Annotated in this window: 17 protein-coding genes and 1 pseudogene; all 18 read left to right on the top strand. The window is 49.2% G+C overall.

Features of this window, described 5'->3' with window-relative positions:
• Nucleotides 1–108 precede the first annotated feature (108 nt).
• Nucleotides 109–2,448 (top strand): histidine kinase dimerization/phospho-acceptor domain-containing protein, encoded by a 2,340-nt coding sequence (locus ACLTD4_RS19775; protein WP_412331492.1) that lies wholly within the window; start codon nucleotides 109–111, stop codon nucleotides 2,446–2,448.
• Entirely contained in the window at nucleotides 2,418–3,296 is an 879-nt protein-coding gene (locus ACLTD4_RS19770; RefSeq protein ID WP_412331491.1) for a response regulator, read from the top strand. The genes ACLTD4_RS19775 and ACLTD4_RS19770 overlap by 31 nt, the downstream gene beginning before the upstream one ends.
• A gap of 96 nt (nucleotides 3,297–3,392) precedes the next feature.
• Nucleotides 3,393–4,802, top strand: a complete 1,410-nt coding sequence (locus tag ACLTD4_RS19765) for a GntR family transcriptional regulator (protein WP_117623453.1) — start codon at nucleotides 3,393–3,395, stop codon at nucleotides 4,800–4,802.
• 247 nt (nucleotides 4,803–5,049) lie between these two features.
• Entirely contained in the window at nucleotides 5,050–5,307 is a 258-nt protein-coding gene (locus tag ACLTD4_RS19760; RefSeq protein ID WP_117623454.1) for a hypothetical protein, read from the top strand.
• 128 nt (nucleotides 5,308–5,435) lie between these two features.
• Entirely contained in the window at nucleotides 5,436–5,798 is a 363-nt protein-coding gene (locus ACLTD4_RS19755) for a VOC family protein (protein WP_029466215.1), read from the top strand.
• A gap of 112 nt (nucleotides 5,799–5,910) precedes the next feature.
• On the top strand, nucleotides 5,911–6,441 hold the full coding sequence (locus ACLTD4_RS19750; protein ID WP_117623455.1) for a methyltransferase family protein: 531 nt from the start codon (nucleotides 5,911–5,913) through the stop codon (nucleotides 6,439–6,441).
• Nucleotides 6,435–6,992 carry a helix-turn-helix transcriptional regulator gene (locus ACLTD4_RS19745; RefSeq protein WP_412331490.1) on the top strand — a complete coding sequence of 186 codons (558 nt, stop codon included), beginning with the start codon at nucleotides 6,435–6,437 and terminating at the stop codon, nucleotides 6,990–6,992. The genes ACLTD4_RS19750 and ACLTD4_RS19745 overlap by 7 nt, the downstream gene beginning before the upstream one ends.
• Nucleotides 6,992–7,657 carry a hypothetical protein gene (locus tag ACLTD4_RS19740; RefSeq protein WP_243008442.1) on the top strand — a complete coding sequence of 222 codons (666 nt, stop codon included), beginning with the start codon at nucleotides 6,992–6,994 and terminating at the stop codon, nucleotides 7,655–7,657. Before ACLTD4_RS19745 ends, ACLTD4_RS19740 begins: the two co-directional genes overlap by 1 nt.
• Complete coding sequence (locus ACLTD4_RS19735; RefSeq protein WP_243008441.1) at nucleotides 7,654–8,199, top strand: sensor histidine kinase; 546 nt, start codon at nucleotides 7,654–7,656, stop codon at nucleotides 8,197–8,199. Before ACLTD4_RS19740 ends, ACLTD4_RS19735 begins: the two co-directional genes overlap by 4 nt.
• 227 nt (nucleotides 8,200–8,426) lie before the next feature.
• Nucleotides 8,427–8,720, top strand: coding sequence for a hypothetical protein (locus ACLTD4_RS19730; RefSeq protein ID WP_243008440.1), 294 nt, complete (start codon nucleotides 8,427–8,429; stop codon nucleotides 8,718–8,720).
• Between the two features lie 291 nt (nucleotides 8,721–9,011).
• The gene (locus ACLTD4_RS19725) at nucleotides 9,012–10,316 is read left to right on the top strand and encodes an IS4 family transposase (RefSeq protein ID WP_117623456.1); all 1,305 of its coding nucleotides are present in this window, start codon (nucleotides 9,012–9,014) and stop codon (nucleotides 10,314–10,316) included.
• Between the two features lie 247 nt (nucleotides 10,317–10,563).
• Nucleotides 10,564–10,890 (top strand): hypothetical protein, encoded by a 327-nt coding sequence (locus tag ACLTD4_RS19720; protein WP_243008439.1) that lies wholly within the window; start codon nucleotides 10,564–10,566, stop codon nucleotides 10,888–10,890.
• Between the two features lie 8 nt (nucleotides 10,891–10,898).
• Nucleotides 10,899–11,534, top strand: coding sequence for a carbohydrate ABC transporter permease (locus ACLTD4_RS19715; RefSeq protein WP_243008438.1), 636 nt, complete (start codon nucleotides 10,899–10,901; stop codon nucleotides 11,532–11,534).
• 122 nt (nucleotides 11,535–11,656) lie between these two features.
• Complete coding sequence (locus tag ACLTD4_RS19710) at nucleotides 11,657–11,803, top strand: hypothetical protein (protein ID WP_243008437.1); 147 nt, start codon at nucleotides 11,657–11,659, stop codon at nucleotides 11,801–11,803.
• Complete coding sequence (locus ACLTD4_RS19705) at nucleotides 11,752–12,183, top strand: hypothetical protein (RefSeq protein ID WP_243008436.1); 432 nt, start codon at nucleotides 11,752–11,754, stop codon at nucleotides 12,181–12,183. The genes ACLTD4_RS19710 and ACLTD4_RS19705 overlap by 52 nt, the downstream gene beginning before the upstream one ends.
• 4 nt (nucleotides 12,184–12,187) lie before the next feature.
• The gene (locus ACLTD4_RS19700; RefSeq protein ID WP_117623457.1) at nucleotides 12,188–13,195 is read left to right on the top strand and encodes a PHP domain-containing protein; all 1,008 of its coding nucleotides are present in this window, start codon (nucleotides 12,188–12,190) and stop codon (nucleotides 13,193–13,195) included.
• 84 nt (nucleotides 13,196–13,279) lie between these two features.
• The gene (locus ACLTD4_RS19695; protein WP_117623458.1) at nucleotides 13,280–14,524 is read left to right on the top strand and encodes a glycoside hydrolase family 88 protein; all 1,245 of its coding nucleotides are present in this window, start codon (nucleotides 13,280–13,282) and stop codon (nucleotides 14,522–14,524) included.
• A pseudogene (locus tag ACLTD4_RS19690) lies at nucleotides 14,506–14,861 on the top strand (hypothetical protein); the annotation flags it as partial. The gene ACLTD4_RS19695 and the pseudogene ACLTD4_RS19690, both read left to right, overlap by 19 nt.

The following is a 14,861-nucleotide window of genomic DNA, read 5'->3' as shown; positions in this document are numbered from 1 at the left end:
TACGAAGCTGAATCTGATAAAATGAAGTACAGTATGTGGAAAGACCGGGGGACCGGAATTTGGTGAGAGAATTGCCGGGTTACTATTTGAAGCTGGGGGATAAGGCGAATGGCGGAACACTTTAGGGATATAGAGAAGATTCAGGATATACTGCATGAGGCCCAGACCGGTCTGTGGGCGATAGAGTTGGAAGAGGGACGGGAACCGAGAATGTACGCGGATAAGGCCATGCTGGAGCTTCTTGGCTTTACCGGCGAGCCGTCTCCGGAGGAGTGTTACCGGGGCTGGTATGACCGGATCGATGCGGATTACTATCCCATGGTCCAGGATGTGGTCCGTCGGATGTGTGCCGATGAGAGGGCCGAGGTGGAGTATCCGTGGCACCACCCGTTATGGGGGCAGATTTATGTGCGCTGCGGCGGGATCAGAGATAAGAATTATAAAGAGGGTACCTGTCTGCTGGGATACCACCAGAATATTACCAACACGGTTATGCTGAAGCAGGAGTATGATACCATACTGGAAAAACTGAATGAGAATTTTAAGGGGATCATCCTGTGTAACCTCCATACCGGTGAATACAGAATTATAAAAGCCACCGAGCAGCTAAAAGCGTTTGGCGAAGGGGCGGCGGATTTTGAGACATTTTTCCGTAACTATGCGGAACGTGAGATCGTGCCGCAAAACCGTGAACTGTTTCTGAATGGCGTCAATCCCGAGTATATCCAAAAAAGATTTCATGAGGACAGTTCCGGCGTGGAAGTGATTTACAGGACGAAGGAAAAACGGTGGCGGAGAATCAAGGTGGTTCCCCTAAAGCAGTACTCCGAGGCATATCCCTGGGTTATCGCAGCCATGGAGGAGCAGGATGGCGAGATGGAAAAACAGATCGATCAGGCCAGCGCGCAGGTTGCGGTGTCTCAGATTTATACGCTGCTCATCAGTGTGGACTGCGAAAAGGCAGAGTATAACTGCATTTACTATTCGGGAGAACTGTTAAAGCTTTCCAGACGAGGGCGGTATCCGGATTTCCGGGAGCAGGCTGTAAAAAATATGCCGGCGGAAGACCGGAGAGAGTTTGAACGTATTTTTGATGCGGAAAATTATGGCACGGGTGAATACAGGGAAGGCATGCTGCACATGTACGATCAGGAGGGAAGACTGCATGCCTACAGCTATTATTCCGCCCTTATCAGTCAGAATTATGAAGACAGGATTCTTCTGACCGTGAAGAATGTGGATGATAAGTATGAGATTCAGAGACGGGAAGCCATTCTGGCCAATCTGTGCGAGTGCTACTATTCCATCTACCTGTTCGACTATGTGAACAACACGGAGGAGGCGATCTGGCAGGAGGACTTCATTCAAAAAAACAGAGAGTTCCCCAAAGGGGCGCTCGATGTCTATTATGAGAAGTTTGTGAAACACTACGTCTACCCGGAAGATCAGGAGAAAATGCGCAGAGCCGGGAGTATTGATTTCCTGCGTCAGACCCTGTCCGTGGAGCAGCCAGTCTACGAGGTCGATTTTCGAAGAATCTATCCGGATAGTATCCGATGGGTCCGCGCCCGGTTCAGCATTGCGGAAATTCAGGATGGCGTCCTCACCAGGGTGATTTTTGCCAGCATGGATATCAACGACCAGAAGCTGACAGAGTTAATGGAAGAGCAGCAAAAGAAGCTGTATTTCGAATCTCAGAATATCATTAAGGGGCTTTCCGCTTTCTACCACTCTGTTTTCTACGTGGACCTGGTGGAAGAGACCTTTCAGACCTTCGTCATCCGGGAGGATGTTGCAGAGCGGCTGAACCATTCAGATGAGTACGGGGCGCTGTTTGGAATCTACTATGAACATCTGATTCATGAGGAGGACAAGGAGCGTTTTAAGAAGGAAATGTGTCTGACGGAGATTAAGAAACGGGTGCAGGAAGGCGAAACGATCTATGATTTGGAGTATCGCAGGGATTACAGCGGTTACTATGGCTGGATGCGGATTCACATTATCCTGGCAGAGAGCAGGAACGGGGCTCCGATCAAGATTATTTTAGCCTCTCACAATGTTGAGAAGGAAAAAGAGCAGGAGGCGCAGAGCCAGCAGGCGCTGTTTGCAGCGTATGAGGCTGCCAGGAATGCCAACGAGGCCAAGAGTCATTTCATGGCGCAGATGTCGCATGATATCCGGACACCGATGAACGCCATAATCGGAATGACGGCGATCGCCATGGGACAGGCGGATAATGAAGAACGGGTGAAGGACTGTCTTCAGAAAATCAGTCTTTCCAGCAGCCATCTGCTGCATCTGATTAACGAGGTCCTGGATATGTCCAAGATCGAGAGAGGGCAGATCACGCTGACCGAAGCGCCGTTTTCTTTAAAAGGCATGTTCCACGAGATCGGCAGCATCGTCTTAATGAATCGATGGAAAAGGGACAGGCCCTGCGTTTCCTGACAGATGACATCATCCATGACAATCTCCTGGGAGATGCCGGCAAGATCCGCCAGGTCATGATCAATCTCATCAACAATGCAATCAAATATACTCCCTGTGGAGGTACAATCACCGTCACTTCCAAGGAGATGACGTCGGGAATTCCGGGGGTGGGATGCTTTGTATTTACGGTTGAGGACAACGGGATCGGCATCAGCGAGGAGTTCCTGGATCATATATTTGTTCCGTTTGCCCGGGAGGAGAACTGCCATGTGAGAAAGGTTCAGGGCACCGGCCTTGGTATGTCCATCTCTCACGGCATCGTGACGGCCATGCAGGGAAGTATCCGGGTGGAAAGCAAACAGGGCGCGGGCAGCCGCTTTATTGTCACGCTTACCATCAGAACTCTGGAAGAGGAAGGCGGCGAGGCGGCAGTTCTGCGGGCGCTGTCAGGCAATACCGGGAGAAAGCTGGAGACGTGTCTCCAGGGGCTGCGGCTTCTGCTGGTGGAAGATAATGAACTGAATATGGAAATCGCGGAGACGCTGCTGCGGGACGCGGGCTTTATCGTGGACAGGGCGGAGAACGGGTATGAGGCGCTGAAGCTCTTTAACGACTCGGAACCGGGGACGTACGACGCGATTCTCATGGATCTGCAGATGCCGGTGATGGACGGATATACGGCGGCAAGTGAGATCCGCAGCAGCAGCCATCCGGAGGCGAAGACTGTTCCGATCATCGCATTGACTGCCAATGCATTTGCAGAGGATATCTCGAAGGTGATGGCCGCGGGAATGAACGATCACGTTACAAAACCGATTGATTTTGACCGCCTGCTGGCAGCGCTTCGGAAATGTATATGCCGTTAAAACTCCCTTTTCTTGTGTGTTTCCCGTTCCTGTGGTATAATTGTTCGGGTATTTTATGATTGAAGTGATCTTGACAGGAGAAAAAGGAGAAGAATTTTGGTTGAAAATGCAGATTTGATTTGCAATCTGGTTTACGATTACTATGAGACAAGAATCCTGTTGGGGGCTTGCCGATATGGGGAGAACTTACCGGCGATTCCCAGGATTGGCGGGAATTTTCAGATGGCTCCACGGACCGTGCGCGCTGCGCTTTCACGGCTGGAAAAAAACGGATATATTGAGATCAGCCCCAGAAAAACGGCAAAGGTGATCTATCAGGCCAGTGCAGACCAGATAAAAGAGAACGCCGTGCTTTATTTTGTGCCAAGATGCAGCGGGATTATAGACTTTTGTCAGGCCGGTAAACTTCTGATTGAGCCGGTCTGGGAGTATGCACAGAAAAGCTATGACAAGGAAACCTGGGACCGGTTGAAGGAAAACATGGCAAAGCTGAAGAACGTGGATTTGTCCATATCTACCAGGCTGCATATTCAGGTTTTTTCAGACCTGGGAAATAAACTGATTTTAAATTTTTACTGGGAGCTGCTGCGCTATATTCGATTTCCGTATCTGTCCAATCACAGGATGCACGAGGAAAGAGACAGGGAACTTCTGGCTGATGGGAAGGAGAAGGAACTGGAATTTATGAATGCGGCATTTGAAGGTGACTTTGCTGCCTGCATCAGCCAGCTTTTGGCCTTCTGCGCAGAGATGGATGGGGAGTACGGCCGGAAGGAAAAGGTTCCTTTTTACTGGAACATATACTGGCAGCGGCCGCAGCTGTGCTACACTATGGTTTCACGCATCATAACTGAAATTATAACAGGAACGTATCCTGTGGGAGGGAACCTTCCGTCCATGCCGGTTATGTCAAAGCAGCTGAATGTATCGTACCGTACTCTTCGCCGGACGCTCAGCATCCTGGACAGCCTGAGTATTATCCGTTTACACCAGGGAAAAGTCTCGGAAGTCTGCGAAGATATTGAACAGATCGATTTTCAGCGTCTGGAAGTGAAGGAAGGATTCCGGCTTTACAGGGAAAGCCTTCAGTTTATGGCATTGACGGTCCGTCCGGTCTTCCTGTATACTCTGGAGCATGTAGAGAAGGAAGAACTTGAGAAGCTGAGATATGGATTTAAACAGCTGCTGAATGAGAATCAGAGCGAGCGGTGTTTTAAGCTGGCGCTGGATTTTATCATTGAACGGTGCCCGTCAGCCACGGTCCGGGAGTGCTATACCAGGCTGTCCGAATTTCTGGTCTGGGGATATCCGTTTGCATTGTACCGGATCAGAAAGCAGCATCTCCACGAAGAATATACAAAGATGGTCAGGAAATCAGACGAATTATTGGAGAATGAAGATTGGGAGGGTTATGCGGACAGTTGGAAGGCGTTGATGGAATATGAACAGAAAAGAGCGGAAAAGATTCTGGCGGATTGTCAGGAGCAGGGGCGCATGGGGCAATAGAACCTATGCGTCCCTGCTCGTTCTTTTACTTTTCATTTCTGCTTTTTTGCAGGAAAGACGGCCTCTTACATATTGTCCGTTACTTTGTTTTATGCTATACTCAATTTAAACACTCTGTCCATATGGGAAGTAGCATGAACGGGCGGTGGACCGGGTGGGATAATTTAAACTATATCAGGCATTATCGGCCGGTTATGACAGGTGGGGAGCGATACGGCCGCTGGCCAGAGTCAGGGAGGCGGAGAAGATGGGAAATCATCAGAAAAAAGAATTATTGGAGGAACTCCGTAAAGCCGCGCACTGTGACTGTATTTCCGATCTGCGAGGTCCGGAACGATCCGTTGCACATCTGGTGAAGAGGGCAGAGGAACTGTTGAAAACGGGGGATTATGCCCTGAAGGAATGGACGGATGCGGTACAGTATATTACCGGCAGCTCCTGGAACTTTCATGATAAAGAAGAGGCGGCTGGATACTTGAAAAGCTTTTTCAGTTGTGGGTCTTAAGCAGCCGAAAAGCAGCGATAAAAGGCTGAAGACGGTTTCAAAAGAAAGTGACAGAAGCGGCCGGATACGATATAATAACAGGCAGAAGCGACATCAACGTTCTGATTATATACTTTGGAGGAAAAATCATGAAATTCATATTTGCAACGCTGCACGTTAAGAATTTGGAAGAGTCCATTCAGTTTTATGAAAACATAGTGGGGATGAAGCTGGCACGCAGATTTCCTGGCGGCCTCCACACGGAGATCGCATTTATGGCAGATGGTCCGGCGGAGATCGAATTAATCTGCAATACGGAGGCAGAGCCTGTTGTATATGGAGAATGTCCGTCACTGGGGCTTTCCGTGGAAGATTTGGACCAGGCGATGGGGCACATGAAAGAACAGGGCGTGGAGATCGTCAGCGGACCATTCCAGCCGAACCCTAATACCCGTTTTTTCTTCATCCACGATCCGGATGGCGTGAATCTTGAGATCATCGAAAAGAAGTAGGAAGAAGCCGTTTACCAGAAGGAGAGGACCGGCTCAATAAGAATTAAAACCGATGTGAGGATCCATAACCGCTCTGGACAGGACAGGAGTGAGGCAGAAAGGCGGACTGCAAATGAATGGCTTTTTCCTGATAATCCCGTTTATCCTGATACGATTTGGCCTCCTGGCGCGATTCAGCAGCGAGGCAGTAAAACGCGCGGCCCATTTCGCCCCATTGTCAGGGAATGAAGTGTTTGCATACTGGGTCTACCAGATATCCAATGCCGCGATCTTTGTGTACTTATGTTTTCTCAGGGTGAAACCGGAGGTCTCCTGGCAGTTCTTTTCAGGAGCGGCGTTTTATCTGCTGGGATTGGCATTATGCGCAGCTACAATCAGAGATTTTGCCTCCCCATCCGAAGACGGAATCAATCAGAACGGACTCTACCGTTTTTCACGCAATCCGATGTACCTGTCGTATTTTCTGTATTTTATCGGCTGTGTGATACTGACCCGGTCTGTAATTCTGTGTGGCATTGTCGTTTTATTCCAGATCGCCTCTCATTGGATCATTCTTTCGGAAGAGCGGTGGTGTATGAACACGTTCGGTGATGCGTACCGGCAGTACATGAAGACGGTCAGACGGCGGGAGCTGGAGTGCTGAAGGTTTCGGCCATGCAGAATAAAGAACTGTCCTACGCCAGAGTTCTCAGCAATCTCCTGGACGGGTATGTGGGCGGAGAGGGAGAGAACGGCGACATCTACGGCCTGGCCCTTCTGGCCGGATTGAGCGGCCTGTGCAGCAGCGAGGAAAAACTGCCTGAGATCTACGGGAACACGGGGAAGCATGTCTCTTCCATGGCACCGGATTTGTCGGCGGGCCAGAAGAAGACCGGGATGCTGGTGACCTCCATTCGGGAGTATCTGGACCGGGAGTACTGCTCCAAGCTCGTCTTACTGGAGGCCACGGCGGAAGAATTCCGGAAAAACCCGGCCTGCATATCGAAGGTATTTAAAAAAGAAACCGGATTTAATTTCAGCGATTATATCACACAGAAGCGGATGGCTCACAGCAAGCTGCTGCTGCGGGACATGTCACTAAAAATCTACGAGATAGCAGAGATGACCGGATACGCCGATGCTTCTAACTTTATTAAAGTATTTAAGAAGCATTGCGGCATGAGCCCGAATGAATACCGGGGACTCCACAACTGATGGAAACGAAAGGGACAGACGGGATGAGAGATTTGTGGAAACGGCTCTGCAGTTATATGGATCGCGGCTTGAGACAGCAGCTGGTTTTCGATAAATTTGCCTGCGACGCGGAGATCGAGGATTTCCTGGCCAGGGATTACGACAGAGGGACTATCGAAAAGCAGCGGGATATCTATGAAATGAACAACTACTTTCTGAAGACAGACCCGCTGGGGAAGAGCCAGCGGATCAGCGCTATTTACGGAAATAACGAGGAAGTATACAATTTCCTGGATCCCTATTTTCAGGGAAAGGATATCAAACGGATTATGATTGACATGGGCGCCTTGGATCGGACGAAGCTGTCCATGTTTCAGTGGCAGCCCCTGCAGAGTAATTTCCTCAGCAGGACGAAAAAAGGGGATGTGAGGACAGATCAGGTGATCACGTGTATGCGACGGATTCTGCATCCATTTACCGGAACGTGGCTTTATACCCAGTTTTTCGTGCTGGAGGAGAATCAGATTTACCAGCTTTATAAGGCGTCGGCCGAGGAAATGAAGGGAACCGTCTACATTGAGGAGGGCAGCCATCAGATTCAGTATAATGATGAGCCTTATACTACATCATCAACTGGATCTCCAGGCGATTTCTTCAGCCGGTGGAGGTGCTGGACGCTTCCATGAAGGAGGTATACGACGGCAATCTGGAGGCCTACGTGGAACCGGAGGCGTACCATGGGGAGATCAAGAGCATGATGATGTACTACAACGCCATGCTGGTGCAGATCAACCACTATATAAAAGAACAGGTGGAGAGCGAGAAGAAGAAAAAGGAGCTGGAGCTGGAGGTGCTCATGGGACAGATCAATCCCCATTTCCTCTATAACACACTGGAAAATATCGTCTGGAAATCCAATGAGGTGGGACGCCCTGACATCGGGCGGATTGCCGCGGCGCTGGGGCGGCTGTACCGGCTGTCCATCGGAAACGGGAAGACGATCGTCCCCATCCGGCAGGAGGTGGAACACGTCATGGCCTATGTGAATATCCAGAAGAACCGTTATAAGGAGCGGATTGAATTCGACAGCACCGTCGATTACGATCAGCTGTATAACTATGCCATGATCAAGCTGACCCTGCAGCCGCAGAAACGACCACAAAAGCAGAGGGTGAGACAGCAGCAGAGGGCGCAGAGGCTGCTTCCGACAAGCCATTCGACGGCGTGACCTTAAAGTATGCGACCACACAGACAGCCAGTACCGGAGAAGAGAACCAGAAGTTAATCGAACTGGTTAAGGAAAAACGGTATCAACATTGAGTTCTACGTGATTCCGAGTGCGAAATCCGGTGAAGTGGATAAGACTCTGGTCAGCCTGATGGATGGACATGGGAAAAATACATCGAGACAGCGAAGAAGCTGACAGACAGCTCCAAGGGAATATACGGATCCTTAATGCTGGACTATGACTGCTACAACTACATGTACGCATTACAGAAGGGCTGGGTGCCATACAAGGCCGACGGCACGGGAAACTTCGACGATCCGTTATTCAAAGAGAGCCTGGAGTTCTATTACGGCTTAGGCAATACAGAAAAGATTCAGCCCTCTATTCCGGATGGTTTGACAGCAGCCGCAAGGCACTTTCTGAAAAAATCATTGGCGACGGCGACGCAGCCATTTCTCAGGCAATCATCGAAGAGGGCCAGCTTTACGGCCAGGGGGCGGAAAGCATCGATGACGCAGTAACCAAGATTCAGGATAAGGCAAACAGAGCAATCGAAGAAGATAAGCAGTAATCTAAAAAGTAATGGTAATGCAAAAGTAAAAGTGAAAACCTCCATTGCTCAGAAAAAGGAGAATTTTACAGGCAATGTCATTTAGTTAAGACATAGGCACGGATGTTCCTAACAGAGCAAGGTATGTAGAAATATATACCCTGCTCTTTTTTGGTGACTTTTTATCAAAAAACACTTGACAAGTCTAAAAAAATTTGCGGCGAAGCCCCTTAAATATATTTTATTTTTGGAGGTATTGCCCATGATATTTGCAGAAAAAGTAAAGTGCGAATTATTATCTCTGATTGATGAAATGGCCACCACCCCATGGCTTTTTGTCAAACATCCCGAAACTGATTTTTCGAGAATCAGAAAACTGGATTTTGCTTCTGTTTGCCGTATGATTCTAGCCATGGAGAGCGGGGGCATACAGAAAGAGCTGTTAAGCTATTTCAAGTTTTCTTGTGACACGCCCTCGGCTTCCGCCTTGAGCCAGCAAAGAGCAAAATTTCTTCCTGATGCATTTGAGTTTTTGCTTCATGAATTTAATTCACGCTTTCCAAACACAAAGAGGTATAAAGGGTATCGTTTACTTGCCTGTGATGGCTCGGACCTGAATATTGCCAGAAATCCAAAGGACCAGGATACTTATTTTCAATCCATGGACACGGACAAGGGATTCAACCAGTTCCATCTAAATGCACTGTTTGATTTGTGTGAAAAACAGTATCCGGATATACTCATACAGCCTGCACGGAAGGAAAATGAGTCATTGGCCATGGTACAGATGATTGAGCGCTACCATGGAGACAGAAAAACGGTCTTTATCGCAGACAGAGGTTATGAGACTTACAACATCTTTGCGCATGTGCAGGAAAAAGGGATGTACTATTTGATACGGGTAAAGGATGGTGGCGGTGGCAGCATGACAGGAAGTTTTACCCTTCCAAATAAAAATGAATTTGATTATGACAAACACCTTATAGTAACCCGTAAACAGACAAACGAAGTAAAGGCACATCCGCAACTATATAAAATCCTTCCAAAATCAAGCCCGTTTGATTATCTGGATTTACAAAAGAACACGTTTTATCCTATGGATTTCAGGATAGTCCGGTTCGCAATTTCGGATGAGACTTACGAGTGTGTTATTACGAATTTACCGAGAGACAGCTTCCCTATGGAGGAAATCAAAAAGCTTTATGCAATGAGATGGGGAATAGAAACATCATTCCGTGAATTGAAATATGCGGTAGGATTAGGTTGTTTCCATTCGAAAAAGGTGGAGTATATCAAGCAGGATATCTATGCACGGGTAATCCTCTATAATTACTGTGAACGAATCACGATGAATGTAGTGATTCATCAAAAGGACACGAAACATGAATACCAGATGAATTACACAATAGCGATTCACATATGCCGATATTTCTTGCGAAATGATATCGCTCCACCCGATGTTGAGAAGTTGATACAGAAGAATCTTCTACCTGTTAGACCTGGCCGTTGGGACCCTCGCAAAGTCAAACCCAAGTCAGCAGTAAGTTTTCTGTATCGCATAGCATAACTTCAATAAAAAGTATACCGTTTTTTCAGGCAGATGACAATCTGTCTTTTTGTGATTTGAGAAAACTGGAAAAGCATAGGCCATACTCAATCCAATAGGAAAATGGGCAGAGACAAAACTGCTATTGTCTCTGCCCATAGAGGACTTCGCTTGATCTATGTCTTAACTAAATGACATTGATTTTACAGGGGCTCTTTTTATCGCTCCGTATCTGATCGGCTCCGTTATTTTCTAGGGGCTGCCGTTTTTGATCGCAGTGGTCCTTGGCTTCACCAATGTCCGCTATATCAGCAAGCTGGAGGATGCGTCCTTTGTCGGTATCAACAACTTTATCCGCATGTTTACGGTAATGATCAGTTCTGTGATCACATCCCTGCAGAACTTTACCACCATTCAGGCTTTGACCGGAGGCGGTCCGGGACAGGCAACCACGGTTATGTCCATCAACATTATCAGAACCGCATTCACCAACTACCAGACAGGCTATGCCAGTGCACAGGCTCTCGTGATGTTTATCATCGTCTTAATCATCAGATTAGATCATTTTCTCCAACTATTCGGACTTGTTCGGTGACCCATACTATGATTTTGGACAGTGGTATATCAAATACCATTGTGATGACGGTTACCACCATTGTTATCAAGGTTTTCGTGGTTTCCATCACGGCTTACGCATTTTCCAAGATTAATTTCAAGGGAAGAGACGGAATTTTTCTGGTTCTTCTGACTTCTTTGATGATTCCTAGTGACATTATGCTAATTCCGAGGTATGTTATATTTAAGCAGATTCACATCCTGGATACCATGTGGTCTCTGGTGCTGCCGGCTACCTTCGATATCTACTTTGTATTCATGATACGTCAGTCATTTATCGGCATTCCGGAGGAGATCAGCGAGGCGGCCCGCATCGACGGATGCAGCCATTTCCAGATCTATTCAAGGATTATTCTGCCGCTGGCGAAGCCATCGATCGTGACGCTGATTCTGTTTACGTTCGTGTGGTCCTGGAACGACTATATGGGGCCTTACATCTTCATCTCCAGCCTGGAGAAGCAGATGCTGTCTGTTGGTATTAAGCTGTTTACGGAAGGCACGGTAACGGATCCTGCGCTTCAGATGTCTGCTGCGACGCTGGTCCTGATGCCTGTGCTGGTGCTGTTCTTATTCTCGCAGAAATACTTCGTGGAGGGCGTCAACTCCTCCGCAGTAAAAGGGTAGCGGGGATGGAAAAACTTCTGTTCTGGCTGTGTTGGATCGCATACTTTTCCACGTATATCGGCAGGCTGAACTATTCGGCCAGCCTGACGGCACTTGTGATATGACGGTCCGGCTGGAGGACTATGTTCGTTCTGGCAGGCGCGGCGCTGATCGGTACCTCGCTGTTCTGGATTACAGGCATGAAGCGGGTGGAGCGGTATGCGGCAGAATCCGGGAAATGGCGGAAATGCCCTCTGGTGAGACTGGCGGTTCGGCAAAAGCTGCCGTAAACTGGAAGAGTCTTCTGATCCAGTCTGGATTTCTGTTTCTGATGATGGCCCTTTTTGTCCAGGGGGCGCTGAGTGACGGCGTGACCACCTGGGTGCCGACTTATATCAGCGAGACTTACGGACTGAGCGCCATTCTGGCAATTACAAGCACCATGGTTATTCCGGTCTTTAACCTGCTGGGGGTCTATCTGGCCTCCTTTGCCAATCTTCACTGGTTTCGGAATGAGGTGTGGACAGCGGGAGCATTTTTCGTGGTCAGTGCGGCGGCCATACTTGTACTGCGTATGGCGTCGGGGCGGAGCATGGCGGTGATCTGTTTCCTGACAGTCCGGAAATGGATTGCTTACCGGAAGAAAGTTCTTCAAATTTGGAAGGAGTAAGATAATGTCAAACAAAGTAAATTTAATCCCGGAAACTGGTACCTTCTACAAAGCAAACCTTCACTGTCACACCATCCATTCCGATGGCCGGCTGACACCGGAGGAGGTTAAAAAAGCGTATATGGACGAGGGGTATTCCGTGGTAGCCTACACGGACCACCGCAGATATCAGTGGCACAGAGAGCTGATGGATGATAATTTTGTGGCGCTGGCCGCCTACGAGGTGGACATAAACGAGCACTTTAAAGTTCCTGGGGATTTTTCCAGGGTAAAGACGTACCATATTAACCTGTACGATTCGAAGCCGGAGGAGTTTCAGGAGGAAAAGAAAGAGAGCCCCCTTCCGGAGAGCCGTTACGGCGATTACCATTATATTAACGGATATATTGATCACATGAAGGAATACGGCTTCTTCGCCTGCTACAACCACCCTTACTGGTCTCTGCAGAACTACGACGATTACAAGAATCTCCGCGGCTTCTGGGGTATGGAGATCTATAACTATGGATGTGAGCACGACGGACTGTACGGCTATAATCCGCAGAGCTATGACGAGATGCTGCGTCTGGGCAACCGGCTGTTCTGTGTTTCCACGGATGACAATCACAACAGCTTTCCTTTCGGAGATCCCCTCTGTGATTCCTTCGGTGGATTCACCATGATTAAGGCGGAAAAACTGACTTACGACAGCATTGTGGACGCTCTCTTAAAGGGCAATTTTTACAGCTCCATGGGACCGGAGATAAAGGAACTGTATGTGGAAGACGGCGTTCTGCATGTGAAGACCAGTCCTGTGGAAAAGATCTATGTGCTGATGGAAGGCCGCAACTGCTATAAGAAGGCGGCAAAACCGGGGGAGATCATAACGGAAGCCTCCTTTGCGCTGGCGGGCAGCGAGACGTATATCCGGGTGACCTGCCAGGACGGAAGAGGACTGCGCGCCGATTCCAACGCGTATGAACTGAACGGAAAAGAACCGGTGCTGCGCACGTATGATATGCGTGTGCTGTAAGAGGCGTCTGGTCTAAGACAGTGACTGATTCTGAGGAGATGCAGCAATATTTATACTCTTTTACAATGGAAAGGAAATGGCTAAATGGAAAATAAGCGGTATGAAAGGACGAACCGACTGGCGGAAGCGCCGGAGATGACGGCCCGGGAGGCAGATGAAGCCTTTGCCGTCTGTGTGGAAACTGTAAAAAGGAACATGGCATACTTTGGCAGCACCGTTCCGGCGGCAGCCAGCGTGGACGGAATCTATGCGAAGACGGCCAATGACGACTGGACCGACGGATTCTGGACCGGAGAGATGTGGCTCTCTTACGAGGAGACGGGGGACCCTGCTTTTAAGCGGGAAGCCCTGGCCTCGGTGACAGACTTTGAACGGCGCATGAAGGAACGGGTGGTGGTGGATCATCATGATATGGGTTTTCTGTTCAGCCCGTCGTGTGTGGCGGCATGGCGTCTCCTAAAGAGAGAAGGAGCCGTGGGAGAGGAGCAGCACGAAAACGTGATGAATGACGCCGCCATAGAGCAGGCGAAACGGACGGCTCTGGCCGCGGCCGATAACCTGATGGGAAGATTTCAGGAGAAAGGCGGTTTCTTCCAGGCGTGGGGGACGGCAGGCGATCCAAAAGAATACCGGTTGATTATCGACTGTCTGCTCAATATGCCCCTTCTGTTCTGGGCATCAGAAGTAACCGGCAATCCCATTTACCGGGAGAAGGCGGAGCGCCATATCAGGACAGCCATGGCCCATGTGGTGAGAGAAGATTACTCCACGTATCACACCTATTACTTTGATCCGGAGACGGGCGCTCCCGTGAAGGGAATCACCCAGCAGGGCAACCGCAACGGGTCCATCTGGGCCAGAGGCCAGGCGTGGGGAATCTATGGATCCGCCCTGAGCTACGGCTATTTCCACGACCCGGAGTATATGCGCCTCTTTGACGGCGTGACGGCCTGTTTTATGGAGAATCTGCCGTCTGATCTGATCCCTTACTGGGATTTTGATTTTAATGACGGAAGCCCGGAACCGAGAGATTCCTCCGCCGCGGCCATCGCCGCCTGCGGCCTCCTGGAAATGGCCCGCTATGTGGAGCAGGAAAAGGCAGACAGACTCATTTCCATGGCATCCAAGCTGATGAAGGCATTGACGGACCGCTGTCTATTGAGAGATGGAGCGCCGGGAGCCGGAATTCTGCTTCACGGAACGTATGCGAAACGGTCGAAAGAGAACGGGGTCAATCAGTCGGGCGTGGATGAATTCAACCTGTGGGGGGACTACTTCTATATGGAAGCCCTTATGAGGATGAGAAAGGATTGGGAACGATATTGGTAATCAGTGAGCAGGAAAAAAAGCTGGTCCGGGTGGTGCCTTCCGAGCGGCAGATGCGTCACCAGAAGCTGGAATTTTACGGTTTTCTCCATTTTACCATAAATACTTTTACGGACAGGGAGTGGGGGGATGGCACAGAATCCCCCTCTGTTTTTTGCCTCTGGGACACGGAAAAAATCAGGGAAAACAGCCAGCAGAGTGATGAGTCGGAGTTTCGGCAGAGAACCCTTTCGAGCAGTGACCAGGATCTTGGAAGCCGGGCAGTGCTGGCTGGAGAAAACGATCTGGTCTGGTATCCTACCGAGGTGAATTTCTCCATAAGACCGGGCTGGTTCTATCA

The sequence above is a fragment of the Hungatella sp. genome (assembly GCF_046966825.1).
Note: the sequence above shows the minus strand (reverse complement) of the source record. Positions and strands in the feature narration are given on the sequence as shown.